General features: G+C 59.3%; 29 protein-coding genes. All 29 read right to left on the bottom strand.

What is annotated here, in order from left to right:
- Positions 1–178 precede the first annotated feature (178 nt).
- The gene (gene rplN / locus DAUD_RS01250; protein WP_012301388.1) at positions 179–547 is read right to left on the bottom strand and encodes a 50S ribosomal protein L14; all 369 of its coding nucleotides are present in this window, start codon (positions 545–547) and stop codon (positions 179–181) included.
- A gap of 16 nt (positions 548–563) precedes the next feature.
- Complete coding sequence (gene rpsQ, locus DAUD_RS01245) at positions 564–821, bottom strand: 30S ribosomal protein S17 (RefSeq protein WP_012301387.1); 258 nt, start codon at positions 819–821, stop codon at positions 564–566.
- 12 nt (positions 822–833) lie between these two features.
- Positions 834–1,037, bottom strand: coding sequence for a 50S ribosomal protein L29 (rpmC, locus tag DAUD_RS01240; protein WP_012301386.1), 204 nt, complete (start codon positions 1,035–1,037; stop codon positions 834–836).
- Entirely contained in the window at positions 1,027–1,458 is a 432-nt protein-coding gene (rplP, locus tag DAUD_RS01235) for a 50S ribosomal protein L16 (protein WP_012301385.1), read from the bottom strand. The genes rpmC and rplP overlap by 11 nt, the downstream gene beginning before the upstream one ends.
- A 2-nt stretch (positions 1,459–1,460) precedes the next feature.
- On the bottom strand, positions 1,461–2,117 hold the full coding sequence (rpsC, locus tag DAUD_RS01230; protein WP_012301384.1) for a 30S ribosomal protein S3: 657 nt from the start codon (positions 2,115–2,117) through the stop codon (positions 1,461–1,463).
- Positions 2,118–2,120: 3 nt separating this feature from the next.
- Positions 2,121–2,462 carry a 50S ribosomal protein L22 gene (gene rplV / locus DAUD_RS01225; protein WP_012301383.1) on the bottom strand — a complete coding sequence of 114 codons (342 nt, stop codon included), beginning with the start codon at positions 2,460–2,462 and terminating at the stop codon, positions 2,121–2,123.
- 13 nt (positions 2,463–2,475) lie between these two features.
- Positions 2,476–2,760 carry a 30S ribosomal protein S19 gene (gene rpsS, locus DAUD_RS01220; protein WP_012301382.1) on the bottom strand — a complete coding sequence of 95 codons (285 nt, stop codon included), beginning with the start codon at positions 2,758–2,760 and terminating at the stop codon, positions 2,476–2,478.
- Positions 2,761–2,776: 16 nt separating this feature from the next.
- The gene (rplB, locus tag DAUD_RS01215; RefSeq protein ID WP_012301381.1) at positions 2,777–3,604 is read right to left on the bottom strand and encodes a 50S ribosomal protein L2; all 828 of its coding nucleotides are present in this window, start codon (positions 3,602–3,604) and stop codon (positions 2,777–2,779) included.
- Positions 3,605–3,633: 29 nt separating this feature from the next.
- On the bottom strand, positions 3,634–3,921 hold the full coding sequence (gene rplW, locus DAUD_RS01210; protein WP_012301380.1) for a 50S ribosomal protein L23: 288 nt from the start codon (positions 3,919–3,921) through the stop codon (positions 3,634–3,636).
- Entirely contained in the window at positions 3,921–4,544 is a 624-nt protein-coding gene (gene rplD, locus DAUD_RS01205; protein ID WP_012301379.1) for a 50S ribosomal protein L4, read from the bottom strand. The genes rplW and rplD overlap by 1 nt, the downstream gene beginning before the upstream one ends.
- A 57-nt stretch (positions 4,545–4,601) precedes the next feature.
- Positions 4,602–5,234, bottom strand: coding sequence for a 50S ribosomal protein L3 (gene rplC / locus DAUD_RS01200; protein WP_041570710.1), 633 nt, complete (start codon positions 5,232–5,234; stop codon positions 4,602–4,604).
- Between the two features lie 23 nt (positions 5,235–5,257).
- A complete protein-coding gene (gene rpsJ, locus DAUD_RS01195; RefSeq protein ID WP_012301377.1) occupies positions 5,258–5,566 on the bottom strand; it encodes a 30S ribosomal protein S10 in 309 nt (102 codons plus the stop codon).
- Between the two features lie 20 nt (positions 5,567–5,586).
- Complete coding sequence (gene tuf, locus DAUD_RS01190) at positions 5,587–6,789, bottom strand: elongation factor Tu (RefSeq protein WP_012301376.1); 1,203 nt, start codon at positions 6,787–6,789, stop codon at positions 5,587–5,589.
- A 36-nt stretch (positions 6,790–6,825) separates the two neighbouring features.
- Entirely contained in the window at positions 6,826–8,895 is a 2,070-nt protein-coding gene (gene fusA / locus DAUD_RS01185; RefSeq protein ID WP_012301375.1) for an elongation factor G, read from the bottom strand.
- A gap of 16 nt (positions 8,896–8,911) precedes the next feature.
- Positions 8,912–9,382: a 30S ribosomal protein S7 gene (gene rpsG / locus DAUD_RS01180; RefSeq protein WP_012301374.1), complete on the bottom strand. Its 471-nt coding sequence runs from the start codon at positions 9,380–9,382 to the stop codon at positions 8,912–8,914.
- Between the two features lie 13 nt (positions 9,383–9,395).
- Complete coding sequence (gene rpsL / locus DAUD_RS01175; protein ID WP_012301373.1) at positions 9,396–9,770, bottom strand: 30S ribosomal protein S12; 375 nt, start codon at positions 9,768–9,770, stop codon at positions 9,396–9,398.
- Between the two features lie 93 nt (positions 9,771–9,863).
- On the bottom strand, positions 9,864–10,115 hold the full coding sequence (locus DAUD_RS01170) for a L7Ae/L30e/S12e/Gadd45 family ribosomal protein (protein ID WP_041570709.1): 252 nt from the start codon (positions 10,113–10,115) through the stop codon (positions 9,864–9,866).
- A gap of 292 nt (positions 10,116–10,407) precedes the next feature.
- A complete protein-coding gene (locus tag DAUD_RS01165) occupies positions 10,408–11,739 on the bottom strand; it encodes a transposase (protein WP_012301369.1) in 1,332 nt (443 codons plus the stop codon).
- A 341-nt stretch (positions 11,740–12,080) separates the two neighbouring features.
- Positions 12,081–15,545, bottom strand: coding sequence for a DNA-directed RNA polymerase subunit beta' (gene rpoC, locus DAUD_RS01160; protein ID WP_012301371.1), 3,465 nt, complete (start codon positions 15,543–15,545; stop codon positions 12,081–12,083).
- Positions 15,546–15,610: 65 nt separating this feature from the next.
- On the bottom strand, positions 15,611–19,162 hold the full coding sequence (gene rpoB, locus DAUD_RS01155; protein WP_012301370.1) for a DNA-directed RNA polymerase subunit beta: 3,552 nt from the start codon (positions 19,160–19,162) through the stop codon (positions 15,611–15,613).
- 386 nt (positions 19,163–19,548) lie between these two features.
- The gene (locus DAUD_RS01150) at positions 19,549–20,880 is read right to left on the bottom strand and encodes a transposase (RefSeq protein ID WP_012301369.1); all 1,332 of its coding nucleotides are present in this window, start codon (positions 20,878–20,880) and stop codon (positions 19,549–19,551) included.
- Positions 20,881–21,257: 377 nt separating this feature from the next.
- The gene (rplL, locus tag DAUD_RS01145; protein ID WP_012301368.1) at positions 21,258–21,638 is read right to left on the bottom strand and encodes a 50S ribosomal protein L7/L12; all 381 of its coding nucleotides are present in this window, start codon (positions 21,636–21,638) and stop codon (positions 21,258–21,260) included.
- Positions 21,639–21,687: 49 nt separating this feature from the next.
- On the bottom strand, positions 21,688–22,224 hold the full coding sequence (gene rplJ / locus DAUD_RS01140) for a 50S ribosomal protein L10 (RefSeq protein WP_408609600.1): 537 nt from the start codon (positions 22,222–22,224) through the stop codon (positions 21,688–21,690).
- A gap of 171 nt (positions 22,225–22,395) precedes the next feature.
- Positions 22,396–23,091, bottom strand: a complete 696-nt coding sequence (gene rplA, locus DAUD_RS01135; protein WP_012301366.1) for a 50S ribosomal protein L1 — start codon at positions 23,089–23,091, stop codon at positions 22,396–22,398.
- Positions 23,092–23,138: 47 nt separating this feature from the next.
- Positions 23,139–23,567: a 50S ribosomal protein L11 gene (rplK, locus tag DAUD_RS01130; protein ID WP_012301365.1), complete on the bottom strand. Its 429-nt coding sequence runs from the start codon at positions 23,565–23,567 to the stop codon at positions 23,139–23,141.
- A 44-nt stretch (positions 23,568–23,611) separates the two neighbouring features.
- Entirely contained in the window at positions 23,612–24,148 is a 537-nt protein-coding gene (gene nusG / locus DAUD_RS01125; protein WP_012301364.1) for a transcription termination/antitermination protein NusG, read from the bottom strand.
- 46 nt (positions 24,149–24,194) lie between these two features.
- Positions 24,195–24,536 carry a preprotein translocase subunit SecE gene (secE, locus tag DAUD_RS11810; protein WP_012301363.1) on the bottom strand — a complete coding sequence of 114 codons (342 nt, stop codon included), beginning with the start codon at positions 24,534–24,536 and terminating at the stop codon, positions 24,195–24,197.
- A 24-nt stretch (positions 24,537–24,560) separates the two neighbouring features.
- On the bottom strand, positions 24,561–24,710 hold the full coding sequence (gene rpmG / locus DAUD_RS01115; RefSeq protein WP_041570708.1) for a 50S ribosomal protein L33: 150 nt from the start codon (positions 24,708–24,710) through the stop codon (positions 24,561–24,563).
- A gap of 142 nt (positions 24,711–24,852) precedes the next feature.
- Positions 24,853–26,052, bottom strand: a complete 1,200-nt coding sequence (gene tuf, locus DAUD_RS01110) for an elongation factor Tu (protein WP_012301361.1) — start codon at positions 26,050–26,052, stop codon at positions 24,853–24,855.
- Between the last annotated feature and the right edge of the window lie 216 nt (positions 26,053–26,268).

Below are 26,268 nucleotides of genomic sequence, written 5' to 3'. Positions count from 1 at the left end.
GCGTCCCCAATTTCCGCAGTCCCTATTTCCGTGTCGCTACTTACTCCTGGTTCTCGGTTTCTCTCTTCCCGGGCTCCACAAAGGGGGGCAATCCTCCTTTTCCCCGCTCCCAACTCCTGAAGTCCACTCCCAACTTTGGAATTCTGAATTCTGACTCCTGACTCCTGGATTCTGGTTCCTACAGTACCTCGGGAGCAAGGGAGACAATTTTCATAAAGTCCTTTTCCCTCAGTTCCCGCGCCACCGGACCGAAGATGCGGGTACCCCGCGGGCTCTTGTCGTCCTTGATCACCACCGCGGCGTTTTCGTCGAACTTGATGTAGGAACCGTCCGGGCGCCCGATTTCCTTCTTGGTCCTGACCACCACGGCCTTGACCACATCGCCTTTCTTGACCACTCCGCCGGGGGCCGCCTCCTTGCAGGAGCAGACAATGATGTCGCCGATGGAGGCGTAGCGCCGAAAGGAACTGCCCAAAATCCGGATGCACATCAGTTTCTTGGCCCCGGTATTGTCGGCTACGTTGAGCACCGTTTGTACCTGAATCAAGGCCCTAAAACCTCCTCTAGATCTGCGACCGCTCCAGCACCTCGGCCACCCGCCAACGCTTGTGCCGGGACAGAGGGCGCGTCTCCGCAATTTTTACCTTATCGCCGATTCGGCACTGGTTATCTTCATCGTGGGCCATGAACTTCCGGGTACGGCGAACCGTGCGCCCGTAAAGCGGGTGTTTGACCAGGGTGTCCACGGCTACCACAACCGTCTTGTCCATTTTGTCGCTCACAACCCTACCGGTCCGCACTTTGCGGCTTTTGCGTTCCACTGTCTTTCCTCCTTACGCGTGCTTGATGCCCAGCTCCCTTTCCCGCAGCACCGTCTTCACCCGGGCGATGCGTCTCCGGACCTCTTGTATTTTCATGGGATTGTCGAGCTGCCCGGTGGCACTCTGAAATCTCAGGCGGAACAGTTCGTCTTTGGTATCGGCCAGCTTCTTGCGCAACTCCACATCCGTCATTTCCCTGAGCTCCTTAACCTTCACCGGCCTCACCCACTTCCTGGCGTTTCACAATTTTCGTTCTGCAGGGCAGTTTATGAGAAGCAAGACGCAAAGCCTCGCGCGCCGTTTCCTCCGGCACTCCGGCGATTTCAAACATGATCCGTCCCGGCTTCACCACGGCAACCCAGTATTCCGGCGAGCCCTTGCCGGAGCCCATGCGGGTTTCCGCCGGTTTGGCCGTGATCGGCCGGTCCGGGAAGATGCGGATCCAGACTTTGCCGCCGCGCTTTACGTGACGGGTCATCGCAATACGGGCCGCCTCGATCTGCCGGCTCGATATCCAGGCGACATCGAGTGACTGCAAGGCCAGGTCGCCGAACTGTATTTTGGTGCCGCCCTTGGCCTTTCCGGCTCGATCGGGCCGGTGTTGTCTTCTCCATTTAACCCTCTTGGGCGTCAACATTTTTACCTGCCTCCTTCACGCGCAGCCCTTTCCGGAAGAATCTCACCCCGGTAAATCCAGACCTTGACCCCGATCTTGCCGTAGGTGGTTTTCGCCTCGGAAAAACCGTAGTCAATGTCCGCCCGCAGGGTGTGGAGGGGCACCTTGCCCTCGCTGTACCACTCGGTACGGGCGATTTCCGCCCCGGCCAACCGGCCGGCAACAGAGATTCTAATTCCCTTGGCCCCGAGCTTCATGGCCCGTCCCACCGCCTGCTTCATGGCCCGGCGAAAGGCGACGCGCCGCTGGAGTTGGGCGGCCACGTTCTCGGCCACCAGTTGGGCATCGAGTTCGGGCGTCTTGATCTCCACGATGTTTATGCTGATCTGCCTCCCGGTCAGCTTCTCAAGTTCTTTGCGCAGAACCTCGACTTCCGTACCGCCGCGGCCGATCACCACCCCCGGCTTCGCCGTGTGGATGGCGATACGCACCCGGTTAGCCGTACGCTCGATATGAATCCGGGATATCCCCGCGGCCAAAAGCTTGCTTTTAATGTAATCCCTGATCTTAACGTCTTCCAGGAGGAGGTTGGAAAAGTCTTTCTTGCCCGCATACCACTTGGCGTCCCAATCGCGGACAATCCCAAGCCTTAACCCTCTCGGGTCAACCTTTTGACCCACTGATTATCCCTCCTTTCCGTCACTGACTATTACGGTGATGTGGCTGGTCCGGTGCTTGATCACGTTCGCCCGGCCGTACGCACGCGGCCGGAACCTTTTCAGGGAAGGCCCCTGGTCCACGTAAACCTTGGCGACGACCAGCCGGGTCCGGTCCATATCGTTGTTGTGCTCGGCGTTGGCCGCCGCCGATTTGATCACCTTGGCCACCGCCCCGGCCGCCCGCTGCGGGGTAAACCGCAGGATGGCCAGCGCCTCGTCCACGCTTTTGCCCCGCACCAGGCCGACAACTTCACGCGCCTTGGCGGGGGAGAGACGAATGTATCTGGCTACTGCTTTCGCTTCCACACACAATCCCCCTTTACTTCAACGCCGTGGATCTTTCGGTGTGATGCCCATGTCCCCGGTAGGTCCGCGTGGGCGCAAACTCGCCGAGTTTATGCCCAACCATTTCCTCGGTGACGTACACCGGCACGTGCTTTCGCCCGTCATACACAGCGATGGTGTGGCCAATCATCTGGGGGAAAATGGTCGACCGGCGGGACCAGGTCTTCACAACCCGCTTCTGGTCCTTCTCGTTCATTTCCTCGATCCGGGCCAGGAGTTTCGGACTGCAGTACGGCCCTTTCTTTAGTGACCGACCCACGTTGCTACCCCCTTTCTTACTTAGTGCGCCGCTTGACAATCAGCTTGCTGCTGGCCTTTTTCTTGTTCCGGGTTCTGGTACCCAGCGCCGGTTTACCCCAGGGGGTAACCGGGGGGCGTCCGATCGGTGAGCGGCCCTCGCCGCCGCCGTGGGGATGATCGACCGGGTTCATTACGACGCCCCGTACGGTCGGACGGATGCCCAGCCAGCGCGCCCGCCCGGCCTTGCCGATAACGATGTTCTCGTGCTCGACGTTGCCCACTTGGCCGATGGTCGCCCGGCAGTCCAGGGGGAAGAGCCGTACCTCGCCCGAAGGCAGACGGACATGGGCGTAGTCGCCCTCCTTGGCCATCAGTTGGGCCGAGCCCCCGGCGGACCGGACCACCCGGGCCCCGTGCCCGGGATAAAGCTCGATGTTGTGAATGAGCACCCCCGGCGGGATGTTGCGCAGGGGCAGCGCGTTGCCGACCTTGATATCGGCCTGGGGACCGGACATTATTTCCTGCCCGACCTTTAAGCCCGCCGGGGCGACGATGTACCTCTTCTCACCGTCGGCGTAGTTCACCAGCGCGATGTTCGCCGAGCGGTTCGGATCGTATTCGATGGTTGCCACCTTGCCCGGTACGCCGTCCTTATTCCGCTTGAAGTCAATCACCCGGTACAGCCGCTTGTGCCCGCCTCCCCGGTGCCGCACCGTGACCCGGCCCTGGAAGTTCCGGCCGGCCTTTTTCCGCAGCGGCTCCACCAGGGATTTCTCCGGTTCCGTTACCGTGACTTCACGAAAATCGGAAACGGTTACGAAACGGCGTCCGGGGGAAGTCGGTTTAAACTTTTTGGTCGCCATCCTTATTCCTCCCTAATTCCTCCCTAAAACTAGACGCCTTCAAAGATCTCGATCTTGTCACCCGGACGCAAGGTCACCACAGCTTTTTTCGTCTCCGGCTTCCGGCCGAGGATGTTCCGCCGGCGCACCTGCTTGCCTTTCACCCGGATGGTGTTGACCTTGAGCACTTTGACCTTGAAGATTTCCTCCACCGCTTTCTTGATCTCGGTCTTGTTCGCCCGGGGATCAACGATGAAGGTGTACTTGTTCCCTTCGGTCAGTGACATCGACTTCTCCGAGATCAGCGGCTTGCGTAAAATATCGTGGGCAAACTTCATTACGCCAGCACCTCCTCCACCCGGGCCACCGCGTCCCTGGTTATGATCAGGTGGGGATGGTTCAACAGGTCGTACACGTTGAGCTGCCTGGCCTCCAGGGATTTCACCCCGGGAAGGTTCCGGGCCGACTTTTCGACGTTGACGTTCCTTTCGGCAGTCACCACCAGCGCGCCCTCTCCGGCCTTCAGGTTGGCCAGAATGCGCGCCATCTCTTTGGTCTTCGGCCCCGGGAGTTCCAGGGCGTCCAGAACCAATATCCGGCCCGCGTCGACCTTGGTCGCCAGCGCCGACTTCAAAGCCAGCCGCTTGACCTTCTTGGGCACCCGGTAGGAATAATCCCGGGGATGAGGACCGAAAACGATGCCGCCCCCGCGCCAGATCGGCGAACGGATGGTCCCGTGACGGGCCCGCCCGGTGCCTTTCTGGCGCCAGGGTTTCCTCCCGCCTCCCCGGACCTCGGACCGGGTCTTGGTGTCGTGAGTGCCCTGCCGCCGGTTGGCCAACTGCATCACGACCACTTCGTGCAGTACGGCGTCGTTGACCGGCTGACCGAACACGGCCTCACTCAGTTCAATTTCGCCCACCTGTTGACCTTCGATATTGAAAACTGCTGCTGTGGGCATAGCTGCTTCCCTCCTGCTCCTGCGTTTCCTCTTTACCCGCGCTCTCTCATCAAAAGACTATTCGTTGCCTTTGACCGCGCTTTTGACCACCACCAGGCTGCCCCGGATTCCCGGGACCGCGCCCCGCACGGCCAGCAGATTCCTCTCGGGGTCCACCTTCACTATCTCCAGGTTCTGAACGGTCACCCGCACGCCGCCCAGGCGCCCCGGGAGTTTCCGGCCCTTGAACACGCGGGCCGGACCCTTCGCCGCCAGCGCACCCGGCCGGCGGTGGTACTTGGAGCCGTGACCCATCGGTCCCCGGTGAAAACCGTGGCGCTTGATTCCCCCGGCAAAACCTTTGCCCTTGGAGGTGCCCACCACATCCACGATTTCTCCGACGTCAAAAAGGTCCGCTTTCAGTACCTGTCCGACCTCGTAGTCAGCAGCATCTGCCACGCGGAGCTCGCGCAAGAACCGGCTCGGCTTCACCCCGGCCCGGCCGAAGTGCCCTTTCAGCGGCCGGTTTACTCTTTTCGCCGGTTGTTCCATAAAACCCAGCTGCACGGCGCTGTACCCGTCGGTGTCCGGGGTCTTTTTCTGGACCACGGTGCACGGCCCGGCCTCGATCAGCGTCACCGGTACGGCCACCCCTTCCGCCGTGAAGAACCGGCTCATTCCCAGCTTGCGCCCAAGGATTCCCTTAGCCATCAGCCACACCTCCTGCTCCGAACCTAAAGCTTGATCTCAATGTCCACACCAGCCGGCAAATCCAGACGCATTAAGGCGTCCACTGTTTTGGGCGTCGGTTCGAGAATATCGATCAACCGTTTGTGGGTTCGGATTTCAAACTGCTCCCGCGAGTCTTTGTCCTTGTGCGGAGAACGGAGAATTGTGTAGATCTCTTTTTCCGTCGGCAGCGGGACGGGGCCCGCCACATCAGCGCCCGTTCTCCGGACCGTTTCCACTATTTTCTGGGCCGACTGATCCAGCATGTGATGGTCGAAAGCCTTCAGCCGGATCCGGATCTTCTGCCTTTGCATAAAGAAGCCTCCTAGCTATTTTATCCCTTTATCCCCGTGACCACGCCGGCGCCCACCGTGCGGCCGCCCTCGCGGATGGCAAACCGCAAGCCTTCTTCGATGGCGATCGGGGTGATCAGGCTGACGTCCATCTGCAGGTTGTCCCCAGGCATCACCATCTCCACGCCTTCCGGCAGATGAATCACGCCGGTCACGTCGGTGGTCCGGAAGTAGAACTGCGGACGGTATCCGTTGAAGAACGGGGTGTGACGCCCACCTTCTTCTTTACTCAGCACGTACACGTTGGCCGTAAATTCGGTCAGCGGCTTGATGGATCCCGGCTTTGCCAATACCTGGCCCCGCTCAAGCTCGGTACGGTCCACACCCCGCAACAGGCAACCCACGTTGTCTCCGGCCTGGGCATAGTCCAGAACCTTGCGGAACATCTCCACCCCCGTAACCACAGTCTTGCGCGGCTTGGCCGCGAAACCAACGATCTCGACCTCGTCCCCGGTCTTCACGGTGCCCCGCTCCACCCGGCCGGTGCCCACCGTGCCGCGCCCGGTGATGGAAAATACGTCTTCGACCGGCATCAGGAAGGGCTTGTCGATGTCACGCTCAGGCGTCGGAATGTAGTTGTCAACGGCGTCCATCAACTCCCAGATGGACTTGCAATGCGCGCACTCCCGGTTGGCGCAGCCGCATTCCAGGGCTTTTAGGGCGGATCCGGTGACGATCGGGGTGTCGTCTCCCGGAAACTCGTAGTTGGACAAAAGCTCGCGCACTTCCATCTCGACCAGTTCCAATAACTCCGGATCGTCGACCATGTCGGCCTTGTTCAGGTAGACCACGATGGAGGGCACGGCCACCTGGCGAGCCAGGAGGATGTGCTCACGGGTCTGGGGCATGGGGCCATCGGCCGCCGAGACCACCAGAATCGCCCCGTCCATCTGGGCCGCGCCGGTAATCATGTTCTTGATGTAGTCGGCGTGCCCCGGGCAGTCCACGTGCGCGTAATGCCGCTTCTCGGTCTCGTATTCCACGTGCGCGGTGTTGATGGTGATGCCGCGCGCCTTCTCCTCCGGCGCCGCGTCGATGTCGTCGTATTTCTTGTACTCGGCCTGACCCAACTTGGACAGGACCAGGGTGATCGCCGCCGTCAGCGTGGTCTTGCCGTGGTCCACGTGGCCGATCGTGCCGACGTTTACGTGCGGCTTGGTACGCACAAACTTGGGTTTCGCCATCGGGTGTTCTTCCTCCTTAAACTTAAAAGAGACTTTTTAGTATTTGCGGATCATTTTGTCCGCGATGTTCTGCGGAACCTCGGCGTAGTGGTCGAACTGCATTGTATGGTTGCCCCGCCCCTGGGTGCGGGAACGGAGTTCGGTCGCATAGCCGAACATCTCGGCCAGCGGCACGTCGGCGCGCACGATCTGGGTTTTCCCCTGGTGTTCCATCTGGGTGATGTGGCCCCGCCGGGAGTTAAGATCACTGATGACGTCTCCGACATAATCCTCCGGCAAAACCACTTCCACACGCATGATGGGTTCCAGTAAGACCGGTGAGGCATTGGCGACCGCCTTTTTCACAGCCATTGAGGCTGCGATTTTAAAGGCCACCTCGGATGAATCCACCGGGTGGTAGGATCCGTCGACCAAGCTCACTTTGACGTCCGCCACCGGGTACCCAAAGAGCACGCCGCTCGTGAGCGCCTCCCGGACACCGGTTTCCACGGCCGGGATAAACTCTTTCGGCACCACCCCGCCGACAATTTGGTTTGAAAACGCGAAGCCTTTACCGCGGTCCAATGGTTCGACGACGATAACCACGTGGCCGTATTGCCCGCGGCCGCCGGTCTGGCGGATGAACCGGCCCTCGGCCTGGGCGATGCCCTTAATGGTTTCCTTATACGCTACCTGAGGACGGCCGATATTGGCCTGGACCTTGAATTCCCGCAGCAGGCGGTCCACGATGATTTCCAGATGCAACTCACCCATCCCGGAAATCAGGGTCTGGCCGGTTTCCTCATTCGACTGGATTTTAAAAGTCGGGTCCTCTTCAGCCAGGCGCTGCAGGGCCACACCCATTTTGTCCTGGTCGCCCTTGGTTTTAGGCTCGATGGCAATGGAAATGACCGGCTCCGGAAATTCCATCGCTTCCAGGATGATCGGGTGTTCTTCGTCCGAGAGCGTATCGCCGGTGGAGGTGAATTTCAAGCCGACCGCCCCGATGATGTCGCCGGCATGGGCAGCCTCGATCTCTTCGCGGTGGTTGGCGTGCATTTGCAAGAGCCGGCCGATCCGCTCTTTCTTTTGCTTGGTGGAATTGTAGACGTGGGAACCTGAATTGACGGTACCGGAATAGACCCGGAAAAAAGTCAGCTTGCCTACGTATGGGTCCACCATCACTTTAAAGGCCAAGGCCGAAAACGGCTCGTCGTCCCGGGCCACGCGCCGGTCCTCCCGGCCGGTCCGCTGGTCAATACCGCAGACAGCGGGCACATCGGTCGGCGCGGGGAGGTAATCGACCACGGCGTCCAGCAGCGGCTGCACGCCCTTGTTCCGGTAGGACGAGCCGCACAGTACCGGGAACTTCTTGACCGCAAGGGTGGCTTTGCGGATGCCGATCTTGATGTCCTCCACGGTGAGTTCTTCCCCGTTCAGGTACTTTATCATCAGCTCTTCGTCGGTTTCGGCGACCATTTCCAGCAGTTTCTCCCGGTATTCGGCCACTACCCCCGTAAGGTCGGCCGGGATGGGGATTTCCTTGATCTTGGTGCCCAGGTCGTCCGTGTAGATGAAAGCCTTCCGGGTGACGAGGTCGATCATGCCCACGAACCGGTCTTCGGCGCCCAACGGGATCTGGACGGCCACCGGGTCGGAACCGAGTTTGGTCTTGATCGACTGCATGCTCTTGAAGAAGTCGGCGCCCACCCGGTCCATCTTGTTCAGGTAGACGATCCGCGGCACACGGTACTTGTCGGCCTGACGCCAGACGGTTTCGGACTGGGGTTCCACCCCGGCCACCGCGTCAAACACAGCAATCGCCCCGTCAAGCACCCGCAGAGAGCGCTCAACCTCAACCGTGAAGTCCACGTGCCCTGGTGTATCAATAATGTTGATCCGGTAGTCGCGCCAGTAACAGGTGGTAGCCGCGGAGGTGATTGTAATTCCACGTTCCTGCTCCTGCACCATCCAGTCCATAGTCGCCGCACCGTCATCGACCTCACCGATCCGGTGCACTCTACCGGTATAGAACAGTATCCGCTCGGTCGTGGTGGTCTTACCGGCGTCGATGTGGGCCATTATGCCGATGTTCCGTGTCCTTTCGAGCGGAAACACCCGGGCCATCTTCCTTGGTCCTCCCTTACCACCTGTAGTGCGCAAAAGCTTTATTTGCCTCCGCCATCCGGTGCGTGTCCTCTTTCTTTTTCACCGCACCGCCTACGCCGTTCGCAGCGTCCATAATCTCGGCCGCCAGTTTTTCCTTCATGCTCTTGCCCGGCCTCTGACGGGCAAAGGAAGTTATCCAGCGTACTCCCAGGGTTTGCCTCCGGTCCGCGCGGACCTCGACCGGCACCTGGTAGTTGGCGCCGCCCACCCGCCGCGGCCGGGTCTCCACGATCGGCATCACGTTTTTCATCGCCTGCTCCAGGACCTCCAGCGGTTCACGCCCGGTCTTCCGTCGGACAATGTCCAGAGCACCGTAACAGATCGCTTCGGCGACACTGCGTTTTCCATCCAGCATCACCTGATTGATCAGCTTGGTCAGCATCTTGCTGCCGTATACCGGGTCCGCCACGGCTTCCCTTTTCGGGACGGCTCCTCTGCGTGGCACATCCTTTCCCCCCTTACTTCTTGGGCCTCTTGGCCCCGTATTTGGAACGCCCCCGGTTCCGGTTCTGGACCCCGGCGGTGTCCAGGGCCCCGCGGACGATATGATAACGCACTCCGGGCAGGTCCTTGACCCGGCCACCCCGGACCAGGACCACCGAGTGCTCCTGCAGGTTGTGTCCGATACCCGGAATGTACGTGGTGACCTCATACCCATTGGTCAGACGGACACGGGCCACTTTACGCAGCGCTGAGTTCGGCTTCTTGGGCGTTGTGGTGTACACGCGCGTGCAGACCCCGCGCTTCTGCGGGCACTCCCTGAGTGCCGGCGAGGCCGATTTTTGAGCTACGGTTTCCCGGCCCCGGCGTATCAATTGACTGATCGTCGGCATTCTTCAATTCCACCTCCTCCGATCTTAATTATTGAAAAACCATTACATATTTATCATATTTATCCCCTTACCCGGGTGGTAAGGGGATAATGGCTACTCCTCCGTGACCGCCGCGGTGGCACAGTTCACCGAAATCCCACAGGCACTACCCAGCTCCCGCATCGACTCGACCTGGATCAAAGGTATCCCTTTGGCCTGACAGACCTGAATAATCGGGTCGATCACCCAGCGATCGGCGTCCAGGGCCACGAATACCGCCCGGGCCTGCCCTTTTTGAATCGCCTTTAAAGTCTGCCTGAAACCGACCGTTTTCTTGCGGGCCGCCGCAATTCTGGCTAATGACAAAGCGCTGCTCCCCCAGGAACTAACAGAGGACACTAGAAAATGATAGCACCGGCAAAGTCTTTTGTCAACGCTGTTTGGGCTTTCAGCGTTTTGCGTTGTAAGCATTTTTGGTCCCGACAAGGCAACGCCCACACCCGGCACCGGCTGTTCCCCAAGCCACAAAACACAGTTAGCAACCTAATATTGGGGTAAATGGAGTATATAGACTATGCCGCTCTGCCAAAGGGCAAACTTACCCCAGCGCCACTCTGGGCGTCTCTTGGCAGGTAATCTGTTTTCCGGTTGAGCCCCGTCAGGCCGCCTTCACCAGGCTCCTTAAGTCTATTCCTTGTTTTTGTCGCAGTCGGCCCACGGCCATCGCCAGCATCACCATCAGGGCCAACCCGCAACGCAGCTTCATCTTCTTCAAGCCCCGAATGAAATGCTTTTCAAATCCGTAGGCCTCGTCCAGGCGGGCATTTACCCTTTCTACCGCCGTACGCTTTTTGTAGAGTGTTTTCCACTTGTAGCTGGACCGCGCCAGCGGGGTGAAGATCCGCCGGTCTTCCACCAGGGGAATACGTATCCCACCGGTTGCGGCACATTGTTCCATGCCCCGGCACTCTACTCCGTAGTGCCGGGCCGGACAGCGGTATTTCAAGGTTTCCCGGTCTTTCTCAAATCCCCCGAAGGCCATCTCGCGATGTTTGTTTGTCTCGGGGCAGCAACAATAAACCGTTCCACGGTAATCGTAAACGATGTTCTCCTTACCGGTTACAAGCCACGTCTCCTCGCCGTCCCGCCACGTGTTGCGGATGTCAATCACGGGCTTGATCCGGTATTCGTCCCAGAGTTTCACGTTTAGCTTGATGTCGTCAAAGGCTTTGTCCGCCGCCAATGCCTCGCAGCGGGCCACAATCTCCGGATGCTCTTTCGCCACCCGATCAATGAGTATATGTCCCTCTTTCACGTCGCTGGCCGATGCCTTTGTCACCGCAAATCCCACCGGCAGTTCATAAACAGCGTCAACTACAAGGTGGAGTTTGTAGCCAAACCACCACACGACTTTTTCCCATAGGGTGCCGCCTTTCTTACGCCCCCGGTATGTTTTCCGGCCCCAGTCCGCATCGGTGTCCCGGCGCCCGTCAGGCTTTTGGACCTTCTCTTCTTCATCCCGCTTTTTGCCCCGGGCCAGACTGCTGACGGCTTTGCTGTCTATGGCCAAAATTCGACCGAAATCCGGTAGCAGCACTCTTATTTCATCCACCAGCCGCGTAAATATGTTTTCCACTTCGTCGGCGTGCCGCATCAGTTTCACCAAGATGCGGCTGTATATGTAAGAAGGCGGAACGGCATCCTCGCCCCGGGCCGGATCAAAACCGCAAAGTTCCCGCAACTGGCCGTTCCGGCAGAGTTCCCGCCGCAGGCTCTCCACAGACACGTGCTGAAATACGATCCCGGCCAGGATGGAGTTCCAAACCGCCCGCACCGGGTAATCATCCCGTCCCTTACCACGCTCTCTCTCCAGCTTTTGCATCAACTGCTCATCGGGCAGGTGGTTCACTACAAGCAAAAAACGTTCCAAGTCACCGAGTTCGTCGATTTCCTGCCACCCAAAAAGCCGCTGTTGTGGTATAATGGCCATAAGGGAAACCTCCTTCGTGGTTCTTTTTTGGTGGTTACAAAAAGGATTCTCCACAAAAGGGGGTTTTCCCTTCTTATTTCTCATTCTCCTTCGCTTTTTCTCCGCCTTTCTCCCTTGGGGTCAATTTTGCCGATCCGCCCGTTACCCATCCCTGCAAACCGCATAAAATCCGGATTGGACCGGGGTAAAATGTTTTTTCCGCAACTCTAAAACAGCCTATTTATCTTTTCTCCCGAACATCGCAAATGGCTTGGCTTTTGCATCACCGGCATCCGAATCAGCCCGGTTTCGTCCGATCCCGGCTTTCTTTCCGGCATCCGACATCCGGTTTCTTGCCTCTATTAGTGGGTCGGGACTTCTTTGGCCGGGGTTTCCACCGCCGGATCGACCTCGACACTCCGGTAGCGGTTCATCCCGGTACCGGCCGGAATCAGCTTACCGATGATCACGTTTTCCTTCAAGCCGAGGAGCGGGTCCACCTTGCCCTTGATGGCCGCCTCCGTCAATACCCGCGTGGTTTCCTGGAAGGAGGCCGCCGACAGAAACGAGTCCGTGGCCAGTGAGGCCTTGGTGATGCCGAGCAGCACAGACTTGCTCGTGGCCGGGCTGCCACCGGCCGCCTCCACGCGCCGGTTCTCTTCCTCCAGGTCGAGGATGTCAACCAGGCTGCCGGGCAGGAATTCGGTGTCGCCCGGTTCGTCGATCTTCACTTTGCGCAGCATCTGGCGGATCACGACCTCGATGTGCTTGTCGTTGATGTCCACGCCCTGCATCCGGTACACCCGCTGGACCTCGCGCAGGAGGTACTGCTGGACCGCCGCCGGGCCCTTAATCTTCAAGAGATCATGCGGGTTGACCGAGCCCTCGGACAGTTCGTCCCCGGCCTCGACGCGGTCCCCGTTCTGAACTTTCAAGCGGGCGCCGAATGGGATGGCGTACTGAACGCGCTCGCCGTTCTCGCCCCGGATTTCAATCTCCCGCCGGCCCTTTACCTCACGGACTTCGACCAGCCCGTCGATCTCGGCCACGATGGCCTGCCCCTTGGGACGCCGGGCCTCGAAAAGCTCCTCCACACGCGGCAGACCCTGGGTGATGTCTTCCCCGGCCACGCCGCCGGTGTGGAAAGTGCGCATGGTTAACTGGGTGCCGGGTTCGCCGATGGACTGGGCGGCAATGATGCCGATGGCCTCACCGATGTCCACAACCCGGCCGGTCGCCAAATTGCGACCGTAGCACTTCTTGCACACCCCGTGCCGGGTCTTGCAGGTGAACACCGAGCGGATCGCCACCTTCTTGATCCCGGCGGCCACAATCTTTTCCGCCGCCTCCTCCAGGATTTCCTCATCGGCGTCGACGATTACGGCCCCCGTTTCCGGGTGGACGATTGCGCGCGCCGCGGTGCGGCCCACAATCCGGTCCTGGAGCATCTCGATGATTTCCGTGCCGTCCCGCACGTCTCCGACCTCGACATACTCGTCGGTGCCGCAGTCTATTTCCCGCACAATCACGTCCTGAGCCACGTCCACCAGCCTCCGGGTCAGGTACCCCGAGTCGGCGGTCCGGAGCGCGGTGTCCGCCAGGCCCTTGCGCGCGCCGTGGGTGGAGATGAAGTACTCGAGCACCGAGAGCCCTTCCCGGAAGTTCGCCTTGATCGGCAGGTCGATGATCCGCCCCGAAGGGTCGGCCATCAGGCCGCGCAGGCCCGCCAGCTGCCGGATCTGCTGAATGTTACCCCGGGCGCCCGAGGTGGCCATCATGTACACCGGGTTGAACCGGTCCAGGGTGTTCAAGAGTTCCTGGGTCACCAGTTCCGTAGCCCGGTTCCAGGTCTCGATGGTCTGGCGGTACTTCTCGTCAAAGGTGATCAGACCGCGCCGGTATTGATCCTCGATCATTTCCACGTGGCTCTCGGCTTCGCCCAGAATCTCCTTTTTCCGTTCCGGGATCACAATATCGTTCATCCCGATGGTCAGCCCGCCCTGGGTGGCGTACTTGAAACCAAGCTGTTTGATGCCGTCCAGAAGCTCGGCGGTCCGCTTGTACCCCAGGCGGCGGTAGCACCGGTCGACGATGAGGCTCAGTTCCTTCTTGTCCACCAGCTTGTTGATGTAGCTGATTTCCGGCGGCATGGCCTCGTTGAAGATCAGCCGCCCCACGGTGGTCTCCAGAAGCCGGCCATCACCCATGTTAACCTTCACCAGCGCGTGCAGTTCGATCACACCCGATTCGTAGGCCAGGATGGCCTCGTTGACGTCGCGAAAAGCCTTCCCCTCACCCCGGGCCCCTGGGCGCTCGATGGTCAGGTAGTAAATCCCGAGCACCATGTCCTGGGTGGGGATGGTCACCGGTCGGCCGTCCTTCGGGTTCAGGATGTTGTAGGTGGACAGCATCAGGAGCCGGGCTTCGGCCTGGGCCTCCGCCGAAAGCGGCACGTGCACCGCCATCTGGTCCCCGTCGAAGTCGGCGTTATAGGCCGTGCACACCAGCGGGTGGATCTGAATGGCCCGGCCCTCGACCAGCACCGGCTCAAAGGCTTGGATCCCCAGGCGGTGCAGGGTGGGCGCCCGGTTCAAAAGCACCGGGTGTTCCTTGATCACGTCCTCCAGCACGTCCCAGACCTCCGGCCGCACCCGCTCCACCTTGCGCTTGGCGCTTTTGATGTTGTGGGCGTGGCCGTCGCCGACCAGGCGTTTCATCACAAACGGCTTAAAAAGCTCGAGCGCCATCTCCTTCGGCAGGCCGCACTGGTGCAGCTTTAACGACGGGCCGACCACGATCACCGAACGGCCCGAGTAGTCGACCCGCTTGCCCAAGAGGTTCTGCCGGAAGCGCCCCTGCTTTCCTTTGAGCATGTCGCTCAACGACTTCAGCGGACGGTTCCCCGGCCCAGTCACCGGCCGGCCCCGCCTCCCATTGTCGATCAGGGCGTCGACCGCCTCCTGGAGCATGCGCTTTTCGTTGCGGACGATGATGTCCGGAGCGCCCAGTTCGAGCAAGCGTTTGAGCCGATTGTTCCGGTTAATCACGCGCCGGTACAGGTCGTTTAAGTCCGAGGTGGCGAAACGCCCCCCGTCGAGCTGTACCATCGGCCTTAGTTCCGGCGGGATGACCGGCAGCACCTGCATGATCATCCAGGACGGGCTGTTCTGGGACTTGCGGAAGGATTCGACCACCTCCAGCCGGCGGATCGCCCGGATGCGGCGCTGGCCGGTCACGTCCCGGATCTCCTGCCTCAATTCGGCGGCCAGCTCGTTCAGGTCGATCTCGTCCAGAAGCTGAAGAATCGCCTCCGCGCCCATTGCGGCCTGAAAATCCGTGCCGTACTTGTCGCGGAACTCCCGGTATTCCTGCTCGGTCAGCAGTTGTTTCTTGAAAAGCGGCGTATCCCCGGGGTTGGTGACAATGTACGAGACGAAGTACAGCACCTTTTCCAGGGCCCGCGGGGACATATCCAGCAACAACCCCATCCGGGACGGGATTCCTTTGAAATACCAGATGTGGGATACCGGCGCGGCCAGTTTGATGTGCCCCAGCCGTTCCCGGCGTACCTTGGAACGGGTGACCTCGACACCGCAGCGGTCGCAGACTATGCCTTTGTAACGTACCCTTTTATACTTACCGCAGTAGCACTCCCAGTCCCGGGTCGGCCCGAAGATCCGCTCGCAAAACAGCCCGTCGCGTTCCGGTTTCAGGGTCCGGTAGTTGATAGTCTCCGGCTTTTTAACTTCGCCGTGGGACCAGGTGGTGATGTGGTCCGCAGAAGCCAGCCCGATTCTGATCCGATCGAAATTGGTAAGATCCAGCACTAAGCTTGCTCCCTCCCGAAGTAGTCGTCGGTCGCAGTCAATCGGTCAACACAAGTCAGGAAAACCTAGTTGTCGTCCGACTCCCCTTCCTCTTCTCCGTCAGCTTCTTCTTCAAAACTCCCGCCGAGTTCATCGTCCTCATCAATCTCTTCCTCTTCAACCACCAGCGGGAACAAGCCCCGCAGGGGCTTTTCGAGCTCCTCTTCGTCCTCCTCGTCTCCGTCGTCGGCCTGTGCCTCCGTGTCGTGCAGCAAAACCCCGCCGTCCTGGATATCATCCTCTTCTTCAACGGACACCGCCTTGGTTCTCGGCTCCGGCATCCGGAAGTCGAGTCCCAGTTCCTTGCCGGTTTCGGTCACATCCTCATCGAGTTCCTTGATTTCGATCTCGGTGTTTTCCTCGGTCAGGACTTTGACGTCCAGACCCAGGCTCTGCAGCTCCTTGACCAGTACTTTGAAGGACTCCGGCACCCCGGGCTCGGGAACGTTTTCGCCCTTGACGATGGCCTCGTATGTTTTCACCCGGCCGACCACGTCGTCCGACTTCACCGTTAGAATTTCTTGCAGGGTATAGGCGGCACCGTAAGCCTCCAGCGCCCAGACCTCCATTTCCCCGAAACGCTGCCCGCCAAACTGGGCCTTGCCCCCCAGCGGCTGCTGGGTAACCAGGGAATACGGCCCAGTGGAACGGGCGTGAATCTTGTCGTCCACTAGGTGGGCCAGTTTCAGCATGTACAGGTAGCCGACGGTCACCGGGTTGTCAAATTCCTTCCCGGTCCGCCCGTCACGCAGCCTCACCTTACCGTCCGTCGGCAGGCCGGACTCCTCCAGAGTCCGGATGATTTCGGCCTCACTGGCGCCACTGAACACCGGGGTGGCGATATTGTAGCCCAGGATCTTGGCCGCCCACCCCAGGTGGGATTCGAACACCTGGCCGATGTTCATCCGGGACGGTACCCCCAGGGGATTCAATACCACTTCAATCGGGGTGCCGTCCGGCATGAAGGGCATGTCCTCCTCGGGCATGATCCGGGCGATGACCCCCTTGTTCCCATGGCGGCCGGCCATCTTGTCGCCTTCGGAGAGTTTCCGTTTCTGGGCCACGTACACGCGCACCAGCCGGTTCACTCCCGGGGGCAGCTCGTCGCCGTTTTCCCGGGAGAATACTTTTACGTCCACTACTTTGCCCGATTCCCCGTGCGGGACCCGCAACGAGGTGTCCCGGACCTCGCGGGCCTTCTCCCCGAAGATCGCCCGGAGCAGCCGTTCCTCGGCGGTAAGCTCGGTTTCACCTTTGGGAGTCACCTTGCCGACCAGGATGTCACCCGACCGGACCTCGGCCCCGATCCGGATCACACCCCGGTCGTCCAGGTCCTTTAAAGCCTCGTCCCCCACGTTGGGGATGTCCCGGGTGATCTCCTCCGGACCCAGTTTAGTATCCCGGGCGTCACACTCGTACTCCTCGATGTGGATCGAGGTGTAAAGGTCTTCCTTGACGAGCTTCTCACTCACCAGAATCGCGTCTTCATAATTGTAACCTTCCCAGGGCATGAACGCGGTCAGGACATTCCGCCCCAGCGCCAGTTCTCCGTGGTCGGTACACGGGCCGTCCGCAATCACCTGCCCGGCCGCGATTCTATCGCCCCGGGAGATGATCGGGCGCTGGTTGAAACAGGTGCCCTGGTTGGAACGTCCGAATTTGGTCAGGCGGTAGTGATCCACCGCCCCGGAGCTGGTACGGATCTTGATCTCGGTGGCAGTCACCCGCTCCGCGACTCCGCCCCTTTCGGCGATCACCAGCACCCCGGAGTCGTAGGCCGCTTTTGCTTCGATACCGGTGCCGATGAAAGGGGCCTCGGAAATCAAAAGCGGTACAGCCTGACGCTGCATGTTGGCCCCCATCAGGGCCCGGTTGGCGTCGTCGTGCTCCAGGAAGGGAATCAGGGACGTCGCCACGGAAAACACTTGCTTGGGCGATACGTCTACGTAGTCGACCCGGCCGGCGTCTACCACCATGATCTCGCCCCGGTAGCGGCAGTCCACCCTGTTCTCCACGAAGTGCCCGTTCTCGTCCAACTCCACGTTCGCCTGGGCGATCACGTATTCTTCTTCCTCGTCGGCGGTCAGGTATACGATCTCTTCGGTGACCCGCCGTTTTTCTTTGTCCACTTTCTGGTAGGGAGTTTCGATAAACCCGAACTCGTTCACCCGCGCGTAGGTGGTCAGTGACCCGATCAAGCCGATGTTCGGACCCTCCGGGGTCTCAATCGGGCACACCCGGCCGTAATGGGAATGGTGCACGTCCCGGACCTCAAACCCGGCCCGCTCCCGGGACAGGCCTCCCGGACCCAGAGCCGAGAGCCGGCGCTTGTGAGTCAGCTCGGCCAGCGGGTTGGTCTGGTCCATGAACTGAGACAACTGGCTTGAACCGAAAAACTCCTTGATCGACGCCACCACGGGGCGAATGTTGATGAGGGCCTGCGGGGTGATCACCTCGACGTCCTGGATGGTCATGCGCTCCCGCACCACCCGTTCCATCCGTGCCAGGCCGATCCGGAACTGGTTCTGTAGCAACTCGCCCACCGACCGCAACCGGCGGTTGCCCAGGTGGTCGATGTCGTCGGCCCGGCCCTCGCCCTGCATCAATCTGATCAGGTACCGGACGGTCGCCAGGATGTCCTCGCGGGTGAGTTCACGGATGAACTCACGCTCCACCGGCACTTCCTGCTTCAGGTAGGGGTCGAATTCGGTCCGGCCGCTCTGCTCCTTGTCGAAGCGGTAAAGTACCCCGTGCTTTAACTTCTTGAACAGTTTGTAGCGCCCGACTGCCGCCAGGTCGTACCGCTTCGGGTCAAAGAAAAGGGTTTCCAGGAGGGAACGGGCACTGTCGGCGGTCGGCGGTTCTCCCGGCCGCAAGCGCTTGTAGATCTCAATAAGGGCGTCTTCCTCGCTGTCGGTGTTGTCCTTGTTGAGGGTTTCCTGAATGCTTTTGTGCTGGTCGAAGAGGTCCAGGATGCGCGCCTTGTTCCCAAAACCCAAAGCTTTGATCAGCACCGTGGCCGGAATCTTGCGGGTACGGTCGACCCGCACCCAGATCTGGTCCTGGACGTCGGTCTCGAACTCCAGCCATGCCCCCCGGTTCGGAATGACGGTGGCGCTGTAAATCTGTTTGCCGCTGGGATCGGGTTGGATGTCAAAGTACACCCCGGGCGAGCGAACCAATTGACTGACAATGACTCTCTCGGCTCCATTAATAATGAAGGTCCCCTTCTCGGTCATCAACGGGAAGTCGCCCATGAACACGTCCTGTTCCTTGACCTCGCCGGTCTCCCGGTTGATCAGACGGACCTTAATCCGCATCGGGGCGGCAAAGGTAACGTCGCGGTCTTTGCACTCCTGAACGGTGTACTTGGGTTCCCCCAACTGGTAGTCCAGAAATTCCAGCACCAGGTTACCGGTGAAATCCTGGATCGGAGAGATGTCGTGGAATACCTCGCGCAGCCCCTTGTCCAAAAACCAGTCGTAAGAACGCTTCTGAACCTCTACCAGGTCGGGAAGATCGAGGACCTCTCGGAGTTTACCAAAAAGACGACGCTCCCTGGGCTTAACGAAGGGCATACCTCAACCCCCTGAAAAATAAAATACGAAAAGCAAGGTTTAAGTGCACCTCGCTTTATACTTGAAAAACCTATCTGGATAGTATTGCCGCTAACCTGGAAGATAATACTTGTAATCAGACGCAACGACTTTTAATTTTAACACGGGACGTTGTTGGTGTCAAGAAACAATTTGGGTCAGCGTTTTGCGTTGTAAGCATTTTTGGTCCCGACAAGGCAACGCCCACACCCGGCACCGGCTGTTCCCCAAGCCACAAAACACAGTTAGCAACCTAATATTGGGGTAAATGGAGTATATAGACTATGCCGCTCTGCCAAAGGGCAAACTTACCCCAGCGCCACTCTGGGCGTCTCTTGGCAGGTAATCTGTTTTCCGGTTGAGCCCCGTCAGGCCGCCTTCACCAGGCTCCTTAAGTCTATTCCTTGTTTTTGTCGCAGTCGGCCCACGGCCATCGCCAGCATCACCATCAGGGCCAACCCGCAACGCAGCTTCATCTTCTTCAAGCCCCGAATGAAATGCTTTTCAAATCCGTAGGCCTCGTCCAGGCGGGCATTTACCCTTTCTACCGCCGTACGCTTTTTGTAGAGTGTTTTCCACTTGTAGCTGGACCGCGCCAGCGGGGTGAAGATCCGCCGGTCTTCCACCAGGGGAATACGTATCCCACCGGTTGCGGCACATTGTTCCATGCCCCGGCACTCTACTCCGTAGTGCCGGGCCGGACAGCGGTATTTCAAGGTTTCCCGGTCTTTCTCAAATCCCCCGAAGGCCATCTCGCGATGTTTGTTTGTCTCGGGGCAGCAACAATAAACCGTTCCACGGTAATCGTAAACGATGTTCTCCTTACCGGTTACAAGCCACGTCTCCTCGCCGTCCCGCCACGTGTTGCGGATGTCAATCACGGGCTTGATCCGGTATTCGTCCCAGAGTTTCACGTTTAGCTTGATGTCGTCAAAGGCTTTGTCCGCCGCCAATGCCTCGCAGCGGGCCACAATCTCCGGATGCTCTTTCGCCACCCGATCAATGAGTATATGTCCCTCTTTCACGTCGCTGGCCGATGCCTTTGTCACCGCAAATCCCACCGGCAGTTCATAAACAGCGTCAACTACAAGGTGGAGTTTGTAGCCAAACCACCACACGACTTTTTCCCATAGGGTGCCGCCTTTCTTACGCCCCCGGTATGTTTTCCGGCCCCAGTCCGCATCGGTGTCCCGGCGCCCGTCAGGCTTTTGGACCTTCTCTTCTTCATCCCGCTTTTTGCCCCGGGCCAGACTGCTGACGGCTTTGCTGTCTATGGCCAAAATTCGACCGAAATCCGGTAGCAGCACTCTTATTTCATCCACCAGCCGCGTAAATATGTTTTCCACTTCGTCGGCGTGCCGCATCAGTTTCACCAAGATGCGGCTGTATATGTAAGAAGGCGGAACGGCATCCTCGCCCCGGGCCGGATCAAAACCGCAAAGTTCCCGCAACTGGCCGTTCCGGCAGAGTTCCCGCCGCAGGCTCTCCACAGACACGTGCTGAAATACGATCCCGGCCAGGATGGAGTTCCAAACCGCCCGCACCGGGTAATCATCCCGTCCCTTACCACGCTCTCTCTCCAGCTTTTGCATCAACTGCTCATCGGGCAGGTGGTTCACTACAAGCAAAAAACGTTCCAAGTCACCGAGTTCGTCGATTTCCTGCCACCCAAAAAGCCGCTGTTGTGGTATAATGGCCATAAGGGAAACCTCCTTCGTGGTTCTTTTTTGGTGGTTACAAAAAGGATTCTCCACAAAAGGGGGTTTTCCCTTCTTATTTCTCATTCTCCTTCGCTTTTTCTCCGCCTTTCTCCCTTGGGGTCAATTTTGCCGATCCGCCCGTTACCCATCCCTGCAAACCGCATAAAATCCGGATTGGACCGGGGTAAAATGTTTTTTCCGCAACTCTAAAACAGCCTATTTATCTTTTCTCCCGAACATCGCAAATGGCTTTGGGTGGAAAATGATGGCATAATGCATAAAACAGCAAATTGGAGCCCCAAGCCGTATGTGGAAGGGGCTCCAACTCACTACCGCGATTCCGTTCTTTGCGTACGTGCCGGCAACACCCCGGTTTCCTATTTGATTTCGATGCCGGCGCCAACTTCTTCCAGCTTCTTCTTGATGGTTTCCGCTTCTTCCTTGTTGACCTTCTCCTTCACGGGATTCGGCGCGCCGTCAACCAGTTCCTTGGCCTCTTTCAGCCCCAAACCGGTGATTTCCCGGACCACCTTGATCACCTTGATCTTTTCGTTGCCTACGTTTTTGAGGATGACGTCGAACTCGGTTTGCTCCTCTTCCTCGACCACCGGCGCCGCCGCGGCCGGAACCGCCGCCACGGCCGCCACGGGCGCGGCCGCGCTCACGCCGAACTCCTCTTCCATCGCCTTGACCAGTTCGGCCAGTTCAAGGACGGTAAGCCCCTTCACGATTTCGATGATTTCGTTGACTTTGGACATCTGAGAATCAACCTCCTAAAAATATCATTCGGTAACACGGCAATCGGCGCTAGGCCCCGGCGGCCTTCTTTTCCCTGACAGCCTCGAGCACGTAAACCAGGTTGCGGATGTTCCCCTGCAACACGTTGGCCAGGGCGGCGATCGGTGCCTGGAAGGCTCCGGTCACCTGGCCCAGAAGCACTTGCCGCGGGGGCAGGTCGGCCAGTTTCAGGATACTCTCGCGGGGCAGCAACCGGCCCTTCATCACGCCGCCTTTCAGGTCGAACTGCTTGTAGTCCTTCTCAAACTGGACCATCAGCTTGCTGAGCGCGATTTCGTCCTCATAGCCGAAAGCCAGGGCGGTGGGGCCGGTGAGCAGGGACTCCATTTCCTTGATGCCGGCCTCGCGGGCGGCCAGACGCGCCAGCGTGTTCTTGACCACCAGCATTTGCGACCCGGTTTCACGCACCTTGCGCCGGAGCGCGGTGATTTCGGCCACACTCATTCCCCGGTAGTCACTCAGAACAATCACCCGGGCCCGATGCATCCGCTCTCGCAGGTCGGCCACGGTTGCGACCTTGTCTTTTTTTTGGGGCAAACGATACACCTCCTCCTAAAAATATGAAGGCCCCTGTAGACAACGGCATACAGAGGCGCATAAACCCTGTTTCCGGCCTCGGTTGGCGGTCCCGGAGGACCATTAAGCCCAAAAGGGCGCCTACTGTCTACAGCCAATCGGAGCAAGAGACTTCGGTATTCACTTGTCAAGGACTTCGGCCTAGCCGATGAATTTACGGGTGTTGACCCTGACTCCCGGACCCATGGTCGAGGTGACCACAATACCACGCAGGTACTGACCCTTCGCCGCCGCCGGCTTGGCCCTGATCAGCGCGTCGATCAAGGTCTTTAAGTTCTCTTCCAGCTTCTCGACCTCAAAGGACACCTTGCCGATCGGCGCGTGAATGTTCCCGGCCTTGTCGACCCGGTACTGGATCTTCCCAGCCTTCACCTCGGCCACCGCCCGGGCAATGTCAAAAGTGACGGTGCCCGTTTTGGGGTTGGGCATTAGGCCCCGGGGACCGAGAATCCGGCCGATTTTACCCACGGCCGACATCATGTCCGGGGTGGCGATGGCCACGTCGAACTCCATCCAGCCGCCCTGGATTTTGGCCACCATCTCCTCGCCGCCCACGTAATCGGCACCGGCCTTTTCGGCCTCCGTGACTTTCTCGCCCTTGGCAAACACGAGCACAGTGCGGGTCTTGCCCGTGCCATGGGGCAGCACCACCGCGCCGCGCACCTGCTGGTCGGCATGCCGGGGGTCGACTCCCAGCTTGACGGCCGCCTCGACGGTCTCGTCGAACTTGGCCGGGGCCAGTTTCCGCACCAGTTCCAGTGCCTCCCGGACCTCGTACTGCTTTTCGGAATCAACCTGTTTTGCCGCTTCAACGTACTTCTTCCCGTGTTTCGGCAACCTCGCCCGCCTCCTCCTGTGGTGATAACGGAGCGTCGCTCCTCCCACTAGCCTTCCACGATTTCAATTCCCATACTTCTCGCTGTTCCTTCAACCATGCGCACCGCAGCCTCGACATCGGCCGCATTCAGGTCCGGCATCTTCAGTTCGGCGATCTCCCGTACCTTCGTGCGGGTGACTTTACCGACCTTCTTGACGTGCGGCTGCCCGGAAGCAGTCTCGATGCCGGCCGCTTTCTTCAGCAGCACCGATGCCGGCGGCGTCTTGGTCACAAAACTGAAAGTCCGGTCGGCGTAAACGGTGATTTCCACCGGAATGATCAGACCGACCTGGCCGGCCGTCCGCTCGTTGTACTCCTTCACAAAGGCCATGATATTGACCCCGTGCTGACCGAGAGCCGGGCCCACCGGGGGTGCCGGCGTGGCCTTGCCTGCCGGGATCTGCAATTTGACCATAGCCATTACCTTTTTTGCCATCGCGTCACCTCCTTGCTGTCCCGGGATGGGTCGGAAGCCTGTCGCTAGGTGACTTTTTCAATCTGGAAGTATTCAAGTTCGATGGGGGTCTCCCGTCCAAACATCGAAATCATCACCCGGATTTTGGCCTTTTCGTAGTTCACGTCATCCACCGTGCCGATGAAGTTCTCAAACGGCCCGGCCATCACGCGCACCTTCTCCCCGGGAACCAGGTCGATGCGGATACGCGGTTCGTCGCCTTCCATCTGGCTGATGATCTGGTTCGCTTCGGCGTCGGTCAGGGGAATGGGTTTGGAGCCGATCCCGACACTGCCCACAAAACCGGTGACTCCGGGGGTATTGCGCACCACGCGGTAAGAGTCGTCGTCCAGAATCATCTCCACCATCACGTAGCCGGGGAAAATCTTGCGCTTGGAGATCTTGCGCTTGCCGCCCTTGACTTCGATTTCGTCCTCCACGGGCACAACGATACGGAAGATCTTGTCTTCCATACTCATCGACTCGATCCGCTTTTCCAGGTTGGCTTTCACCTTGTTTTCATAACCGGAATAGGTATGGACTACAAACCACTGTTTGCTCACGGAAATGAGGACCGGCTCGGATCCGCCCGGTCCTCCACCTCCCAGTCTATGTAATCAGCCGGCCAAAAATCTGGCTCAAGAGGAGGTCGAAAATCCACAGGATCAGGCCGACCAGAAGCACGGCCACCAGCACCACGCCCGTGTAGATGATCACCTCGCGGCGGGTGGGCCAGTGCACCTTCTTCAGCTCATGCCACACGCCTTCAAAAAATCGCCGGCTGTTTTTGACCAGGCCCTCGCGCGGCTTCTTTTTAACGGCAGGTGCTTCCTTCTTCGGGTCTTTCTTCGGGTCTTTCTTTACCCTGATTTCTTTCCCGGGCCCATCCTTGGGCCCGGCGTTCCCCGGTTTCCCCGCCGGTTTGCCCTCCCGCTTTCTACTCTCCGCCATGTTAACATCCCTAGCTTCCCTAGCTTATTTGGTCTCCTTGTGCATTGTGTGCGACCCGCACCAACGGCAGTATTTCTTCATCTCGATCCGGTTGGGGTCGTTCTTTTTGTTCTTGGTGGTAATGTAGTTTCTCCGCTTGCATTCCGTACAAGCCAGCGTGACATTCACCCGCACCGGCAAACACCTCCCAAAACTAAAAAAAGACCAGTCCCGGCAAAAATTTACGCTCTTGAATGTATCACAACCGTCACGGGATGTCAAGGCACAAAAGGTGGGGACCCCCTTAATCAGGCCCCCACCCCTTCGGCCTTCTTTCTCACTTGATCGCCGTGACCACGCCGGCGCCCACCGTGCGGCCGCCCTCGCGGATGGCAAACCGCAAGCCTTCTTCGATGGCGATCGGGGTGATCAGGCTGACGTCCATCTGCAGGTTGTCCCCAGGCATCACCATCTCCACGCCTTCCGGCAGATGAATCACGCCGGTCACGTCGGTGGTCCGGAAGTAGAACTGCGGACGGTATCCGTTGAAGAACGGGGTGTGACGCCCACCTTCTTCTTTACTCAGCACGTACACGTTGGCCGTAAATTCGGTCAGCGGCTTGATGGATCCCGGCTTTGCCAATACCTGGCCCCGCTCAAGCTCGGTACGGTCCACACCCCGCAACAGGCAACCCACGTTGTCTCCGGCCTGGGCATAGTCCAGAACCTTGCGGAACATCTCCACCCCCGTAACCACAGTCTTGCGCGGCTTGGCCGCGAAACCAACGATCTCGACCTCGTCCCCGGTCTTCACGGTGCCCCGCTCCACCCGGCCGGTGCCCACCGTGCCGCGCCCGGTGATGGAAAATACGTCTTCGACCGGCATCAGGAAGGGCTTGTCGATGTCACGCTCAGGCGTCGGAATGTAGTTGTCAACGGCGTCCATCAACTCCCAGATGGACTTGCAATGCGCGCACTCCCGGTTGGCGCAGCCGCATTCCAGGGCTTTTAGGGCGGATCCGGTGACGATCGGGGTGTCGTCTCCCGGAAACTCGTAGTTGGACAAAAGCTCGCGCACTTCCATCTCGACCAGTTCCAATAACTCCGGATCGTCGACCATGTCGGCCTTGTTCAGGTAGACCACGATGGAGGGCACGGCCACCTGGCGAGCCAGGAGGATGTGCTCACGGGTCTGGGGCATGGGGCCATCGGCCGCCGAGACCACCAGAATCGCCCCGTCCATCTGGGCCGCGCCGGTAATCATGTTCTTGATGTAGTCGGCGTGCCCCGGGCAGTCCACGTGCGCGTAATGCCGCTTCTCGGTCTCGTATTCCACGTGCGCGGTGTTGATGGTGATGCCGCGCGCCTTCTCCTCCGGCGCCGCGTCGATGTCGTCGTATTTCTTGTACTCGGCCTGACCCAACTTGGACAGGACCAGGGTGATCGCCGCCGTCAGCGTGGTCTTGCCGTGGTCCACGTGGCCGATCGTGCCGACGTTTACGTGCGGCTTGGTACGCACAAACTTGGGTTTCGCCATAAACCCGACCTCCTCGACAGTCAAGAATTGGCTATTACATATTTGTCCAGAGCCAAGGTGTATTTATTCGCTAATCAAACGCGAACTCCTGCCGAGACATCAAAGATTCTCCTAAGGTCGGCTTGGCGACCAAGCCAACCGATACCGTCAATCACACAAGACACACTGGACTGGACAACGCTTGTTGGCCAAGTCTTCGCTTTCTCTAACCGCATC

This window comes from Candidatus Desulforudis audaxviator MP104C, from assembly GCF_000018425.1.
GTDB classification, from domain to species: Bacteria; Bacillota; Desulfotomaculia; order Desulfotomaculales; family Desulforudaceae; genus Desulforudis; species Desulforudis audaxviator.
Note: the sequence above shows the minus strand (reverse complement) of the source record. Positions and strands in the feature narration are given on the sequence as shown.